The 14,070-nt window shown below is 64.4% G+C and carries 13 protein-coding genes and 1 rRNA gene; 5 read left to right on the top strand and 9 right to left on the bottom strand.

Annotation, left to right across the window (positions count from 1 at the left end; genetic code table 11):
- Positions 1-250: 250 nt before the first annotated feature.
- The 9 genes from ACWCIA_RS16215 to ACWCIA_RS16175 form a co-directional block, all read right to left on the bottom strand.
- Complete coding sequence (locus tag ACWCIA_RS16215; protein WP_454164900.1) at positions 251-1,396, bottom strand: D-alanyl-D-alanine carboxypeptidase family protein; 1,146 nt, start codon at positions 1,394-1,396, stop codon at positions 251-253.
- 123 nt (positions 1,397-1,519) lie between these two features.
- Positions 1,520-2,167: an alpha/beta hydrolase gene (locus tag ACWCIA_RS16210; protein ID WP_454164898.1), complete on the bottom strand. Its 648-nt coding sequence runs from the start codon at positions 2,165-2,167 to the stop codon at positions 1,520-1,522.
- A 16-nt stretch (positions 2,168-2,183) separates the two neighbouring features.
- Positions 2,184-2,513, bottom strand: a complete 330-nt coding sequence (locus ACWCIA_RS16205; protein WP_454164896.1) for a (2Fe-2S) ferredoxin domain-containing protein — start codon at positions 2,511-2,513, stop codon at positions 2,184-2,186.
- 42 nt (positions 2,514-2,555) lie between these two features.
- Positions 2,556-3,713 carry a VanZ family protein gene (locus tag ACWCIA_RS16200; protein ID WP_454164894.1) on the bottom strand — a complete coding sequence of 386 codons (1,158 nt, stop codon included), beginning with the start codon at positions 3,711-3,713 and terminating at the stop codon, positions 2,556-2,558.
- Positions 3,710-4,348, bottom strand: a complete 639-nt coding sequence (locus ACWCIA_RS16195; protein ID WP_454164892.1) for an ABC-type transport auxiliary lipoprotein family protein — start codon at positions 4,346-4,348, stop codon at positions 3,710-3,712. Before ACWCIA_RS16195 ends, ACWCIA_RS16200 begins: the two co-directional genes overlap by 4 nt.
- Before the next feature lie 8 nt (positions 4,349-4,356).
- Positions 4,357-5,304: an MlaD family protein gene (locus ACWCIA_RS16190; protein ID WP_454164891.1), complete on the bottom strand. Its 948-nt coding sequence runs from the start codon at positions 5,302-5,304 to the stop codon at positions 4,357-4,359.
- 1 nt (position 5,305) lies between these two features.
- On the bottom strand, positions 5,306-6,187 hold the full coding sequence (locus tag ACWCIA_RS16185) for an ABC transporter ATP-binding protein (protein ID WP_454164889.1): 882 nt from the start codon (positions 6,185-6,187) through the stop codon (positions 5,306-5,308).
- Entirely contained in the window at positions 6,187-7,320 is a 1,134-nt protein-coding gene (locus ACWCIA_RS16180; protein WP_454164887.1) for an MlaE family ABC transporter permease, read from the bottom strand. The genes ACWCIA_RS16185 and ACWCIA_RS16180 overlap by 1 nt, the downstream gene beginning before the upstream one ends.
- Before the next feature lie 56 nt (positions 7,321-7,376).
- The gene (locus ACWCIA_RS16175; protein WP_454164885.1) at positions 7,377-8,885 is read right to left on the bottom strand and encodes a DUF4080 domain-containing protein; all 1,509 of its coding nucleotides are present in this window, start codon (positions 8,883-8,885) and stop codon (positions 7,377-7,379) included.
- A 156-nt stretch (positions 8,886-9,041) separates the two neighbouring features.
- On the opposite strand from ACWCIA_RS16175, the gene rrf reads away from it, so the two are divergent.
- The 5 genes from rrf to ACWCIA_RS16150 all read left to right on the top strand — a co-directional run bounded on the left by rrf (position 9,042) and on the right by ACWCIA_RS16150 (position 13,562).
- Positions 9,042-9,154 (top strand): 5S ribosomal RNA (rrf, locus tag ACWCIA_RS16170).
- Between the two features lie 182 nt (positions 9,155-9,336).
- Entirely contained in the window at positions 9,337-9,654 is a 318-nt protein-coding gene (locus tag ACWCIA_RS16165) for a YbjQ family protein (RefSeq protein ID WP_454164884.1), read from the top strand.
- A gap of 1 nt (position 9,655) precedes the next feature.
- Entirely contained in the window at positions 9,656-10,120 is a 465-nt protein-coding gene (locus ACWCIA_RS16160; RefSeq protein WP_454164882.1) for a YbjQ family protein, read from the top strand.
- Complete coding sequence (locus ACWCIA_RS16155) at positions 10,117-10,944, top strand: M48 family metalloprotease (protein ID WP_454164880.1); 828 nt, start codon at positions 10,117-10,119, stop codon at positions 10,942-10,944. Before ACWCIA_RS16160 ends, ACWCIA_RS16155 begins: the two co-directional genes overlap by 4 nt.
- Positions 10,945-11,108: 164 nt before the next feature.
- Positions 11,109-13,562, top strand: coding sequence for a penicillin acylase family protein (locus ACWCIA_RS16150; RefSeq protein WP_454164879.1), 2,454 nt, complete (start codon positions 11,109-11,111; stop codon positions 13,560-13,562).
- The last annotated feature ends 508 nt before the right edge of the window (positions 13,563-14,070 follow it).

Below are 14,070 nucleotides of genomic sequence, written 5' to 3'. Positions count from 1 at the left end.
CGTAGGGTGTGCGGCTCCACCCTGGACGATGATCTGCCTGCTGCCCATGCGCCGCCCACGCGTTCAACCAGCGGATGATCTGTCGCGAGGTTTCATGTGGTGGTTGAACGCGTGGGCGGCGTTAAAGCAGCGTGTCCGCATTCTCCTAGGTGGAGCCGCACACCCTACATCCCTCCGGCATGCCCCGTGTATAAAACAAAATGCCCGCCGGGTGCGAACCGGGCGGGCATCGATCGAAACAGCGATCCGCTTACTTGATCATCAAGCGCACCGAGTCCCAGGCGCGGCCGAAGATGCTCGCTTCCTGCACTTCTTCCAGCGCGACCACTGGCAGCACCAGCAGCGGCTTGTTGTCGACCATCATTTTCAGGGTGCCGACGCGACCGTGGCGGGCCAGCGGAGCCATCAGCGGGTCCTGGCGCTCGAGCACAGGCTTGAGTTTGCCGGCGACGCCTTTCGGCACCGTCACCAGGATGTCGTTGGTGAAGCCGATCTTGACGGTCTCCTGCGCGCCTTTCCACACTTCCGGCGTGGCGATCGGCTGGCCCTTCGAGTACAGCTTGACGGTGTCGAAGTTCTGGAAGCCCCAGTTCAGCAGCTTCTGGCTTTCCTGGGTACGCACGCCATCCGAGCTGGCGCCGGAGAGTACCGAGATCAGGCGGCGCTGGCCGCTGGCGCCGTTCGGGCGGCGGGCCGAGGCGATCATGCTGTAGCCGGACGATTCGGTGTGGCCGGTCTTCATGCCGTCGACGGTCGGGTCGAGCCAGAGCAGGCGGTTGCGGTTCTGCTGGGTGATCTTGTTGTAGGTGAACTGCTTGACCGAGTCGATCTTGTAGAACTCGGGGAAGTCGCGGATCACGGCGGCGGCCAGGCGGGCCAGGTCGTTCGCGGTCGAGAAATTGTCCGGGCTCGGCAGGCCGTGCGGATTGGCGAAACGGGTATTTTTGAGGCCCAGGCGCTGGGCTTCGCGGTTCATCAGCACAACGAAAGTGCCTTCGTCGCCGGCGACGGCTTCGGCCAGGGCGACGGCTGCGTCGTTACCCGACTGCACCATCAGGCCGTGCAGCAGGTCGTCCACGCTGACCGGGGTGGCCGGGTCGATGAACATCTTAGAGCTGCTCGAATCGACTTTCCAGGCACGGGTCGACACGTTGACCATGGTGTTCAGGGCCAGCTTCTTGTCGCGGATCGCCTGGAAGGTGACGTAGGCGGTCATGATCTTGGTGAGCGAAGCAGGTTCGATGCGGGTGTTCGGTTCCTGGGCCGCGATGACCTGGCCGCTGGTGGCGTCGAGCAGCAGCCACGAGCGCGCGGCAATCTGCGGGGCCGGCACGGTTTGCGCGCTTGCCGACATCATCAGCAGGCTGGCGGCCACGGCCGCAATCAGTTTTTTCATGGGAGCAAAATGTGAGTCAGTAGGGTGGTGAAGCGGAGGAAAGTACGCGTAGCAGTAAAGCTCCATGGGCAAGGCGCATGGCGTTGCCCAATGGAATCAATCCAAGAAGTGCCTAATTATAGGTCAATGCTGCGCTGAAATGTCACGGCGCCACATTTGCACGACAAGATTTTTGATGGGATTGAGCCGCTTGTGGAAGAAGTGGTCGGCGCCCGGGATCACGATCACCGGGATTTCCAGCGGCCGTGCCCAGTCGAACACCATCTGCAGCGTGATCGTATCGTCCAGTTCGCCGTGGATCAGGATCGTGTCTTCGGGGACGTGCGGCATGGGCCACTTGCCGGCGGCGGTGCCGACCAGCACCATGCGCTCGATGGCATCCGGCTTGCCCTCGTTTTCCAGGCGCGCGCGCAGCTGGGCCTGCACGAAGGTGCCGAACGAGAAGCCCGACAGCGCCACCGGCAGGCCCGGATACTGTTCCTGCATGTAGGCCATCATGTGGGCCATGTCGTCGACTTCGCCGTGGCCACGGTCGTGCACGCCCTCGGACTGGCCGACGCCGCGGAAGTTGAAGCGGGCCGTCGCATAGCCGAGCGTGACAAACGTGCGCGCCAGGGTCTGCGTGACCTTGTTTTCCATGGTGCCGCCGTACAGCGGGTGCGGGTGGGCGACCAGGGCGATGCCGCGCGGCGCGCCTTCCGGCAGGTCGAGCATGCATTCCATCTTGCCGGCCGGGCCGTCGAGCGTAAAACGTTTCGAAAACTTGTTCATGTACTTGCTTGAAAGATCAGATTTTGAGGCGCTCGACGACTTGCCCCTTGAGGATGTGCGAGTCGATGATGTCGTCGATGTCGGCCGTGTCGACATAGGTGTACCAGGTGCCTTGCGGGTAGATGACCACGACCGGGCCTTCTTCGCAGCGCTCCAGGCAGCCGGCCTGGTTGATGCGCACCTTGCCCGGCTCGTTCAGCCCGAGCGCCTTGATGCGTTTCTTCGCATGCTTCTGCGCCACTTCGGCGCCCGCCTTGCCGCAGCTCTGGCGGCAATTCTCGCCTTCTCGCACGTTCATGCAGAAGAACACGTGGTGTTCGTAGAAAGGTTTGTTCTCGTCGTTCATGTCGGTACCTTCCGGTAGGGGCGTTTGCAACCAGCCGCAATCTTACCCGCGATTGAGTTTATGCGAAGGAAGTAGCAGGAACCACAAGGCGAAGAAGGGCCACAACAGCGACAGGAACTGGGCCGCGCCATTGAAATTCAGGAACTTGCCCTGCACCCAGCCCTGCAGCGTCAGCGTGAAATACGGGTTCGCCGGAATCGTATTCACCACGATCAGGCTCAGGATCAGGCTCACCACCGCCAGGCGCCGCTGCGCCAGTTGCGGTGCGAAGGCCAGGCCCGCCAGCATGATCAGGCCGATCAGGAAGCCGCCCTCGGCGCCGGGCGTGATCCAGACAAAGGCGTTATCGGGGCGGAACAGGAGCGAACTGGCGAGCGCCTTCACGACCAGCGCGGCGCCCACCATCAGCAGCACCAGCGTGTAGCGCGGCGCGCTCCGGCGCAGCAGGCACAGCAGGGTGAGCGCCGCCCCGGTCATGCCGCAGGCCGTGATGATGGTCTCCGACAGCCAGTACTGCTCGACGCTCATCGCCGGCCCCTGGCGCAGCATGGCGACCAGGTCGATCTCCTCGTCGAACAGTTTTGTCAGCCACCCGGAAATAATAGGGAGCACCTGGCCGTGGCCAAACAAAAAACTTTGCGGATAGATCTGGGCCAGCGGCCACAGCATGAGCAGTACCAGGCCCTGGCTGGCGTGCGGCGCGAACCAGCGGCGCCGCAGCCGGTTCAGGCGGCCCTCCAGCAACAGGCCGCGCGCCAGGAAAGGGCCGAGGCAGGCGCCGATGAAGGCGCCGGCCGAATTGGTCAGCAAATCGAGGTTCGAGGGCACGCGGCTCGGCAGGAAGTTCTGCACCGCCTCCATCGTGCCCGACACCAGGAAGCCGATGATGGTGGCCAGCAGCGCCGCCCACACGCCGCGCACCAGCGGGTACAGGGCCAGCACGAGCAACACGCCGAGCGGCACGTAGCCGACGATGTTGACCATCACGTCGAAGCCGGTCCAGTAGCGCTGCTTGACCAGGTTCATGAACCCCAGCAGCGGCAGCCCGTTGTTGCGCCAGCCGGTGAACGGGAACCAGCTGGCGTAGACGATCAGGAGCAGGTAGGCCAGCAGCGCCGCCCGCGAGATGGGCGAGCCGCGACGGCGCCGCTCTTCCTCCGGAACCGGCGTGTCGTCCACCGGCACGTCGGTGTTGGTCATCGCTTGCGGGTGTCGATGCCGGCCAGCCAGGCGCTGATATCGGCGGCGGCGCCGTCGGTGCTGGCGGCCAGCGCACGCGCGCCGCCGGGCGCATCCGCGCTCGGCGCCGGGGTGGCGCGGCTGAAGGTTTTCTGGTCGAGCAGCGTGTGGCGGTCGAACACCGAGGCGCGCAGCACCAGTTGCCCTTCGCTCCGGGTCGTGCTGGCGAAGGCATGCGCGAAATCGTCGACCTCGAGGCGCAGGATCGGCACGTTGGTGTTCGAGTCGGTTGCCGACAGCACCTTGATGCCGGCCTGGGCCAGGCGCGATTTCACGCGCTGGGTCACCAGCATCAGCGGATTGGCGGCCCAGCGGGCGTAGGCATAGGTGCGCGCCTGCAGCGGGTCGTCGTAGTTCAGGCGGTAGAGCATGCGCTCGTTCTCGAAGGCCGGCGAGCCGGTGGCGTCCATCACGACAATGGCGGCGATGGAGGGCCGCTCCGCTTGCGGCGCAGGCGCCCCAAGCGGGCTGAGCGGCGGGCCCAGCGGGCCGAAATCGAACTGGCTGTTCGCCGGCGCCTTGCTGCCGGATGCGCAGCCGGCGATGCTCGCGGCAAGGACGGCGGCGCCGAGGATGCGGGGCAGTGTCAGGGTCACGTTGAGCCTCATTTGGTCGGGGCGACGAAGCCGGGTTCGCCGGGGCCGGGTTGGAGGTTGGGGCCGCCGAACAGGATGCTTTGCGGGCGGTCGCCGATCGCGTCGGAGGTGCGCCGCACCGAACGCAGCGCCGTGCGCGCTTCGTCGGTCATGCGCATCAGGTGCGGCAGGGTTTCCGCCTCCAGGTCGGAAGTCACGCCCTGCAGCGAGCCGATGGCGTCGTTCAGGCGGTTGATCGGGCCGTCCGGCGCCTGCAGGCCGGTCGCCAGGCGGTCGTAGTTGCGCACCGTCGTGGTGGCGCTGTCGGCGAAGGTGTTGAAGGAGTCCAGGCTCCGGTCGAGCTTGTCGGCCATGCGCGGCAGCTTGTCGATGGTCGGGCCGAGGCGCTCGGGGATCTCGCCATACGCGGCGGCGGCCTTGCTGATGTTGTCGAAGGCGCCGATGATCGTCTTCTGGTTCTCGTCGCTCATGAGATTGTTGATGCGCGCCGTGATCTGTTCGGTGCGGTCGAGGATGGCGAGGCCGCGTTTTTCCAGCTGGTCGAGCAGGCCCGGGCGCAGCGGAATGCGGCCGACGTGGTCAGGATCGGTTTTCAAGAGGGGAGACCCGGTGCGGTCGTCGTCGAGCTGGATGAAGGCGATGCCGGTCACGCCCTGGTAGCCGAGCGAGGCGAAGGTGGTCGTGGTCACGGGCGAGCCTTCCTCGACCGACAGGCGGATCAGGATCTGCCCGGTCACCTTCGGATCGAACACGATTTCGTCGACCCGGCCGACTTCCAGGCCGCGGTAGCGCACGGTCGCCTGGGGGTTCAGGCCGGGGATCGACTGGGTGGTGACGATTTCGTAAGGCGCGAAGTCGGTCTTGTCGCGGTTCAGCCAGAGGCCGACCAGCACGGTGGCAATCAAGAGGGCGATCGTGAAGACGCCTGTCATCAGGGCATAAGATCGGTTTTCCATGTCACTCCTTGGGTTTCTCTTCGGCGGCTTCGTCGCGCTCCTCGTCGCGTTCCTCATCGCGCTCATCGAGCACTTCGAGTGCCCGCTGGCCGCGTCCGCCGAGGAAGAAATGTTTGATGAACGGATGGTTCACCCGCAGCACGTCGCGCGACGGTCCCACCGCCAGCACGTGCTTCTCGGCCAGGACCGCGATGCGCGAGGACAGCGCAAACAGCGTATCGAGGTCGTGGGTGACCATCACCACGGTCAGTTTCAGTTCCCGGTGCAGGGCCTGGATCAGCGTCACGAAGGCGTCCGACGCATCGGGATCCAGGCCCGCGGTCGGCTCATCCAGGAACAGCAGCCTCGGTTCCAGCGCCAGCGCGCGCGCCAGGGCTGCGCGCTTGGTCATCCCGCCCGACAGGTCGGACGGCATCTTGTTTGCATGTTCCGCGCCCAGGCCCACCATATCCATTTTCAGCAGCACGGCGTCGCGGATCACATCCTCGGGCAGGGCGCGCAGTTCGCGCATCGGCTGGGCGATGTTGTCGAACACGCTGAGCGCGGAATACAGCGCGCCCTGCTGGAACAGCATGCCCCAGTGGTTGCGCATGCGCTGCAGCTGCTCGGGGCCGGCCTCGCTGATGTCTTCGCCGAACACGCGCACGCAGCCGCGCGAGGGCGTTTCCAGGCCCAGCATCTGGCGCAGCAGCACGGTTTTACCGGTGCCGGAACCGCCGACGATCGACAGGATTTCGCCTGCGTAAATCTCCAGGTTCAGGTCCTGGTGCACGACGGTCTTGCCGAACTTGGTCCACAGGTTGCGGATCTCGACCACCGGCGGTCCGACGTCTTCTTCCGGCTTGCGGTTGAGCTGCTGGGGCTTGCGCTGGGTGTCCGCCATCAGAATCCGACCCCGCTGAAGATGATCGCAAAGACGGCGTCGGCCAGGATGACGACGGTAATCGAGGTGACCACCGAGGTGGTCGTGCCGCGGCCCAGGCTTTCGGTGTTCGGCTTGATGCGCAGGCCGAAGTGGCAGGACACCAGCGCAATCAGCACGCCGAAGGTCATGCCTTTCAACAGGCCGATCGTGTAGTTCACCATCGGCACCGCATCGGGGAGCTTTTGCAGGAAGTAGCGGAACGACATGCCCAGCTCGATCTTGGCCGAGACCATGCCGCCGATCAGGGCCATGGCGTCGGTCCAGACCACTAATAACGGCATCGAGATCGCCAGCGCCACCACTTTCGGCATGATCAGGCGGTAGCCGTGCGAGATGCCCATCACCAGCATGGCGTCGAGCTCCTCGGTGACGCGCATGACCCCGAGCTGGGCGGTGATGGAGGAACCCGAGCGGCCGGCGACCAGGATTGCCGCCAGCAGCGGGCCGAGTTCGCGGATCACGGCCATGCCGAGGATGTCGACCAGGTAAATGTCGCCGCCGAACTGGCGCAGCTGCTGCGCCGACAGGAAGGACAGGACGACGCCGATCAGGAAGCCGACCAGGGCCGTGATGCCGAGCGCCTGGAAGCCGGAGTGATAAATGTTGGCCGAGATCTCGCGCCAGGGACCGGTGTTCGGGCGGCGGATGAAACGGCCCAGGTCCTGTACCAGGCGGCCGATCAGTTCGATGAACCCGTGCAGGTGCTCGAAAAAGCTGAGCAGGCCGGCGCCGAGCACGATGATCCAGTTCAGCGGGCTGACCTTCTGGCGCGGCAGGCTGTGCTTGCTGGCCTGCTCGATGCGGGCAAACAGCTCTTCCTGGCGCGGGTCGAGCTGGAGCCGGCCGGGGCGCTTCTTGCCCCAGGCGTTCCACAGCATCTGGGCGCCGATGTGGTCGATGCTCTCGACCCCCGTCAGGTCCCAGGCCAGCTCGGACTTGTTTTTCAAGCCGGCCAGCATGCGGTTGATGCCCTTGAGCCGGCCCTTCTGGCTCAGCGCATGCACCTGCCAGACGCCGGTTGCCATGACAGATTGCGCCACGCCGCCGGCGGAAGGTTGAATCGTCAATATTGGCGTATTTTCAATCTGCATTGTTGCAGTGTAAAAGGAATTCGCCGACTCTGCCATGGGCCGTCACCCTAGCGTGCTCAGGCCGCGAGGTGACGAAGTTGACGAGATGGGGCGGCAAGGGCCGCCGCCGGCGCCGCCTTTTCCTTTTCCTTTGCTTTGGCTGCGCCGTCGACGCTGCCGGCATAGTCGCTCGCCACCAGGGCCGCGGCCCGCTCGCGTTCCATGCCGGTCAGGGTCAGCCATTCGACGACGAGTTTCGCCAGGCGGTCGAGGGCGATGCGGTGGGTGGCGTCCGTCTTCGTGTACATCCAGTTCGAGAACGCCATGAAGTTCTCGAACGGACGCACGCCCAGCAGTTCGCGTACGGTGTTGGCGAAGCGCCCGGAATTGGCGACCAGATCCCAGTAGCGGGCAAAGCGCACCAGGCGCTGCATGGTCGGGAAGTCGATCAGGCTGGTGGCCAGCACGGTGTAGGGCGGCGCCGGGTCGTACACCATTCGATAAGGCTCGGTGTGGCGGATGATCGGCGTGCCGCGCAGGCGTTTCAGGATGCCGAACTGGATCTCGTGCGCACCGAGCCCCACCAGTTGATCGAAGCCGCGCGCGAAGCTGGCGATGTCTTCCCCGGGCAGGCCGGCGATCAGGTCGACGTGCAGGTGGGCCTGCGAGTGCTCGCACAGCCAGCGGATGTTGTCGGCCGCCTTCTCGTTGTTCTGCCGGCGGCTGACCAGGGCCTGCACCTCGGGATTGAAACTCTGGATGCCGATCTCGAACTGCAGGGCGCCGGGCGGGAACTGGGCGATCGTTTCCTTCAGCGCTTCCGGCAGGTGGTCGGGCACCAGCTCGAAGTGGGCGTAAACCGGGTCGTCCGGGTTGGCGGCCAGCTTGTCGAGGAAGAACTGCATGATGCGCTGGCTGGTCTTGACGTTCAAATTAAACGTGCGGTCGACGAACTTGAACAGGCGCGCGCCGCGTGCGTGCAGGCTTTCCATCTGGGCCAGGAAGTCGTCCAGCGGGAAGGGCCAGGCGGTCTTGTCGAGCGAGGACAGGCAGAACTCGCATTTGAAGGGGCAGCCGCGCGAGGCTTCCACGTACAGGGTGCGGTGCGCGATGTCCTCGTCGCTGTACAAAGCGTAGGGCAGGGCGATCTCGGCCATGGGTGGCTGCACCCCGGCGTGGATCTTCATCAGCGGCTTGGGGCCATTTACGATCTCCGCGCACAGCTTGGGGAAGGTGACGTCGCCCCAGCCGGTGACGACGTAGTCGGCCAGTCTGGCGATCGGCTGCTCGTTCGTTTCATACGATACTTCCGGGCCGCCCAGCACGACGGTCACCTCGGGCGCGACGCGCTTGAGCATGGCCACGACCTTGGTCGTTTCCTCGACGTTCCAGATATACACGCCGAAGCCGACGATGCGCGGGCTGTGTTGCAGCAGGCGCTCGACGACGTCGGTGGTCTTGGCGCCGATGACGAATTCCTGGATGCGGGTGTCGCATGCCAGCGGCCCCATGTTCGCCAGCAGGTAGCGCAGGCCCAGCGAGGCGTGGGTGTAGCGGGCGTTGAGGGTGGACAGCAGGATGGTCATGGCGGAAAAAGGCAGGGTAGCGAAGCGGCAAAGGGGGCATTTTACGCGCTGGGACCAACATCGGCACTGGCGCGGTTGTAAGTTGCCTGTTAGAATGCGACCCGGAATTCAGGGAAGCTGTTGCCCAGTTGTGGAACAGTCGCCCAGCAAGTTAAGCCTGATGACCATAGCAAGTCGGTCCCACCCCTTCCCATCCCGAACAGGACCGTGAAACGACTTTGCGCCGATGATAGTGCTGCAACCAGTGTGAAAGTAGGTTATCGTCAGGCTAGTTATAAGAGAAAAACCCGCTGAGTGAGCTCAGCGGGTTTTTTTTGTCCTATGTATCCTACGTGTCCGGCGTATGCCGCAGGCTACAGCCGCCACCCGCGCCGCATATCGATGCTTTCCTAATTGCAATTAGCAAACACACATGCCTAGAATGCATGCTCAGCTAATGAGGAAAGCCATCATGTTCATGAGCAATATCGAAACCATTCCCGGCATGACGATCACGACCAGCCACGGCGTCGTCTCCGGCAGCACGGTGCGCGCCAAGCACGTCGGCCGCGACATCATGGCAGGACTGAAAAACATCGTCGGCGGAGAGTTGCGCGGCTATACCGAATTGCTGGAGGAGTCGCGCGAGCAGGCGATCGAGCGCATGAAGGCGCAGGCGCAGCAGATGGGGGCGAACGCCATCGTCAACGTGCGCTTCTCGACCTCGTCGGTCGCGGCCGGCGCCGCCGAGATCTACGTCTACGGTACCGCAGTGACCGTGCGCAGCTGAGATGGACCTTCTTTTCCTGCTGCTGTTCTGGGGCGTGCCGATCATCCTCGGCTACATCTGCGGCCAGATTGCGGACAAGCGCCACTACCGGTCGATCCACGCGCGCGAAAAAGCCTGGCTGCACCTGCCGACGACGGCCGGGCGCTTCCCGGTCACGGAGGGGCAGGTTGCCCGCTGCGAGCTGGTCAGCGCCGGCACGGTCGTCTCGGTCGACTACTTCAAGCGCGCCACGGCGGCCTTGCGCTCGATCGTCGGCGGGCAGGTCAAGTCGCACGAGAGCCTGCTCGACCGTGCCAAGCGCGAGGCCGTGCTGCGCCTGAAGGAAAGCTGCCCGGGTGCGCATGAAATCGTCAACCTGCGCCTGGACACGGTGCCACTCTCGAAAAACGCCTCCGGCGGCATAGGCGCGGTCGAGATCTTCGCTTACGGCACGGCGCTCTGGTTCGTGGATCCGCCCGCGCCATGAAGTACGCGCCGTCGCTGCAGGAGCGCAACGACAACGTCACGCAGGAGCATCCGCTCAAGGATTTCCTGCTGATCCTGGGTGCATTGGGGGCGCTGGCGCTGGTCGGGTTTTTCCTGCTGGGCCTGCTCATCGACGCCGTCGTCGATCGCATGGCGCCGGACACCGAAGCATCGCTCACGCGCATCATCGCCGAGCACATGCCGGCCGAGACAGTCAAACCCGATCCACGCCGGGCGCAGGTGCAGGCGCTGGTCGACAGCCTGCGCCCATGCGTCGGGTTGGCCGGGCCGGCGCAGGTGCGCCTGAACCCCTCGGCCACGCCGAACGCCATGGTCGTGCCGGGCGGGACCATGTATGTGTTTTCCGGGCTGCTCACCCACGTCAAATCGGAAAACGGCCTGGCCTTCGTGCTGGCCCATGAGCTGGCGCACCTGGCCCACCGCGACCACCTGCGCGCGCTGGGCCGGGGCATCGTGCTGTATGGCCTGGCTGCGCTCGTCACCGGCGACAATTCGGCGCTGGCGGGCGTGCTGGCGCCGGTGCACCGACTGGGAGAAAGCAGCTATTCGCGTTCGCGCGAATCGGCGGCCGATATGCTGGCGCTGCGCGTGCTGCATTGCCGCTACGGCCATGCCGGCGGGGCCACCGAATTCTTCAGCGCGCTGCAGGGCAAGCAGGACAGCGAGCTTCCCGGTTCCCATTATTTTGCTTCGCATCCCGCGATGGCGGCGCGCATCGCCGCGCTCGAGGCGGCAATCGCCAGCGCCGGCATGAAGGCGGGGCCAGTGCTGCCGCTCGCCCTGGCACGGACCGCACCAGAATAAATAGCTGGACGCGCTTGATGGGCAAGCCATCAACTTCGCTAGCTTAGCAAGCAGCTGGCAGGCATCCAAACTGACTCTCCGCGTCAACATGGGCGCATCATACGGCGCCCCACGGGTTCTTCGTTTTTCATCTCGCACGCGGCAGCGCCGCAGAAAGCGTTAACATGAAACGTCAGCCAGGCGCTCCACGGCGCCCTTGTTCCCTTTTCCTGCAAGCCGGCCTGGCCGCAAGCTTCCTTGTACTGGCGGGCTGCAGCAGCGATTCCGACAACCCGGGTCCGGGAACTTCTCCGCCCCCACCCGTCAGCACCGCCTCCCGCATCAACGTCGACGTCGCCCGCACCACCTACGGTGTGCCGCACGTGCGCGCCAACGATTTCCGCAGCCTCGGCTATGGCCTGGCCTATGCCTACGCCCAGGACAACCTCTGCATGTTCGCCGATTCGGTGCTGACGGTGCGCGGCGAGCGCTCGCAGTTCTTCGGCGGCGAAGCCAGGGCGACCCAGCGTACCGGCGACGAATACGGCGCGGCCAGCGGCTTCATGGACCTCAAGAACGAGGACAGCGATTTCTTCTTCAAGGGCTATCTCGACATTGCGCAACTGCGCGCCAACTATGCCGCCGGCAGCGCCGAACCGCGCGAGCTGGTCGAGGGCTATGTCGAGGGCTATAACCGCTACATCAAGAATTTCGCCGGGCAGTATCCGGCCGCCTGCAAGGACGCCAAGTGGGTGCGCCCGATCACGGTCGACGACATGTACCTGGTCATGGCCGAGAAAGCCCTGCATGCCTCGGGCCAGGTGTTTTCGAAAGAATTTGTGGCCGCCGGGCGCCCGGCTTGCTGCTCGGGCAGCGTCGCATCGCGCGCGGGCAGGACGAAGCTGGATTCGGCGAAGCTCGATCCCACGTTCCTGCTGGCGCGGCTCGACCGCTTCAACCGGCAAGGCATCGGCAGCAATGCGCTCGCCGTCGGCAAGGACTTGTCGAGTAACGGCCGCGGCCTGCTGCTCGGCAATCCGCACTATCCCTGGACCTCGTCCGACCGCTTTTATCAAGCCCACCTGACCGTGCCCGGCCGCTACGACGCGATGGGCGTCATCATCGGCGGCGTCCCGGCGGTCGTCATCGGCTTCAATCGCGACGTCGCCTGGAGCCACACGGTCACCACCGCCATCCACTTCACGACCTTCCGCCTGGCGCTCGATCCGGGCGACGCCAGCGGCACCACCTATCTATATGACGGCAAGCCGGTCAAGATGACGTCGAAGACGGTGAGCGTCGACCTGCTGCAGGCGGACGGTACGCTGGCCAAGCGCAGCAAGACCTTCTGGTTCAGCCAGCAGGGCGCCGTCATCGTCCGGCCGGAAGCGGGCATGAACTGGACCAGCAGTGCCGCCTACGTGCTGGCCGACCCGAACCGCAACAACACCCGCATGCTCGAACAATGGCTCGGTATCGGCAAGGCCAACAGCGTGCAGGCGCTCAAGACCGCGCTCGACCAGGTCGTCGGCCTGCCCTGGGTGAACACGGTTGCTGCCGACCGCGCGGGGAACGCCCTGTACGCCGACGCCAGCGTGGTGCCGCACATGGACGCCACCAAGTTCGCAAACGGCTGCATGCTGTTGCCGGCGGCCCTGATGTTCGACGGTTCGCGCAGCAGTTGCGCCTGGGAGCAGGATGCGAACGCGCCGGCCGGCATCTTCTCGCCGGCGAATGGCCCGTCCATGCTGCGCACCGACTATGTCGGCAATTCGAACGACAGTTACTGGCTGACTAATTCGAAAGCCCTGTTGACGGGGCCGGCGCCGCTCGGCTACTCGCCCTTGTACGGCCGCGTCGGCGTCGAACAGCACCTGCGCACGCGCATCGGTTTTAAGCAATTCGAGGAACTGCTGGCCCAGGGCAAAAAGCTGGAACTCGCCGACCTGCAGAGGCTGGCCTTCGCCAACCGCCTGTTCGCGGCCGAACTCGTCCTGCCGGAGTTGCTGCCGGCCTGCTCGAGCGGCAGCGACCAGGTACTGTTGCAGGCCTGCGCGGCGCTGGGCGCCTGGGACCGCAAGGTCAATGTCGACAGCCGCGGCGCCGTGCTGTTCCGCGAGTTCTGGACGGCGGCGGCGAGCATCCCGAATAAATGGGCGGTGCCCTTCAATCCGGCCGATCCGGTCAATACCCCGCAGGGCGTGGCGCCAGGTGCGGTGCCGGCGATGCTGACTGCCCTGAAGAACGCGGCGCTCAAGCTGCAGTCGCTGGGCATTCCGCTCGACGGCCGCCTGGGCGACTACCAGACCGAGACGCGCAACGGGGTGCGCTTCCAGCTGCACGGCGGCATCGGCAACATCGATGGCTCCTATAACTCGCTTACCATGCGTAGCGGCTTGACCGCGACCGGCTACAACGGCGTGTACTGGGGGCAGAGCTATATCCAGACCGTGACCTTCGACGAGGCGGGCCCGGTCGCCCAGGCGATGCTGACCTATGGCCAGTCGACCAACCCGCGTTCGCCGTATTACACGGACCAGCTGGGGGTGTTCTCGCGCAAGGAATGGCCGCTGTTGCCCTTCGCGCAGGACAAGATCAAAGCCGACCCCAACTATCAGCTGCTGACGCTGACGGAGTGAGCTGAAAAAACGGACCCCGGCGCGAAAAAAGAGACTTGCGGAGCGCCGCCGGGGTTCGCTATAATGCGCCTCCCGCTGCAGTAGTGCTGCGAAACAGCCAACGAAATCAAGTAGTTGGCGGTGTCGACAGTGCGCTACGAACAGCGTGGTGAAAAAACGAAGGGGTTGACGAGTTAAGCGAAACACTGCATAATCTCACTTCTGTGCTGCTGACGAACAAAACGATTCGCAGAACACAGCAAAGCAGTACCGAATAAGTTCTTTAACAATTAACAGTCGATAAGTGTGGGCGTTTGATGAAGGTGCCAGCTGACTAGTTCAGTTGATTACTTAAATTATCAAATGTTCACAAAAAAGAAATACGTTATCTCAGCAATGAGATGACGGTCAGTATTTTGAGTGAGCGACACCTCGCAAGAGGTTGCCAGAAATGGCGAAAACAGAGATTGAACTGAAGAGTTTGATCCTGGCTCAGATTGAACGCTGGCGGCATGCTTTACACATGCAA

This window comes from Massilia sp. SYSU DXS3249 (assembly GCF_053668055.1).
This window is presented reverse-complemented; position numbering and strand designations above follow the sequence as displayed.

Bases quoted from the DNA above. Each gene is read 5' to 3' on its own strand.
- ACWCIA_RS16155 (WP_454164880.1), top strand. From the start codon at position 10,117: ATGAAGTACGCGCCGTCGCTGCAGGAGCGCAACGACAACGTCACGCAG.
- ACWCIA_RS16180 (WP_454164887.1), bottom strand. From the start codon at position 7,320: ATGCAGATTGAAAATACGCCAATATTGACGATTCAACCTTCCGCCGGC.
- ACWCIA_RS16210 (WP_454164898.1), bottom strand. From the start codon at position 2,167: ATGAACAAGTTTTCGAAACGTTTTACGCTCGACGGCCCGGCCGGCAAG.
- ACWCIA_RS16160 (WP_454164882.1), top strand. From the start codon at position 9,656: ATGGACCTTCTTTTCCTGCTGCTGTTCTGGGGCGTGCCGATCATCCTC.
- ACWCIA_RS16150 (WP_454164879.1), top strand. From the start codon at position 11,109: ATGAAACGTCAGCCAGGCGCTCCACGGCGCCCTTGTTCCCTTTTCCTG.
- ACWCIA_RS16185 (WP_454164889.1), bottom strand. From the start codon at position 6,187: ATGGCGGACACCCAGCGCAAGCCCCAGCAGCTCAACCGCAAGCCGGAA.
- ACWCIA_RS16175 (WP_454164885.1), bottom strand. From the start codon at position 8,885: ATGACCATCCTGCTGTCCACCCTCAACGCCCGCTACACCCACGCCTCG.
- ACWCIA_RS16165 (WP_454164884.1), top strand. From the start codon at position 9,337: ATGTTCATGAGCAATATCGAAACCATTCCCGGCATGACGATCACGACC.
- ACWCIA_RS16190 (WP_454164891.1), bottom strand. From the start codon at position 5,304: ATGGAAAACCGATCTTATGCCCTGATGACAGGCGTCTTCACGATCGCC.
- ACWCIA_RS16200 (WP_454164894.1), bottom strand. From the start codon at position 3,713: ATGACCAACACCGACGTGCCGGTGGACGACACGCCGGTTCCGGAGGAA.
- ACWCIA_RS16205 (WP_454164896.1), bottom strand. From the start codon at position 2,513: ATGAACGACGAGAACAAACCTTTCTACGAACACCACGTGTTCTTCTGC.
- ACWCIA_RS16215 (WP_454164900.1), bottom strand. From the start codon at position 1,396: ATGAAAAAACTGATTGCGGCCGTGGCCGCCAGCCTGCTGATGATGTCG.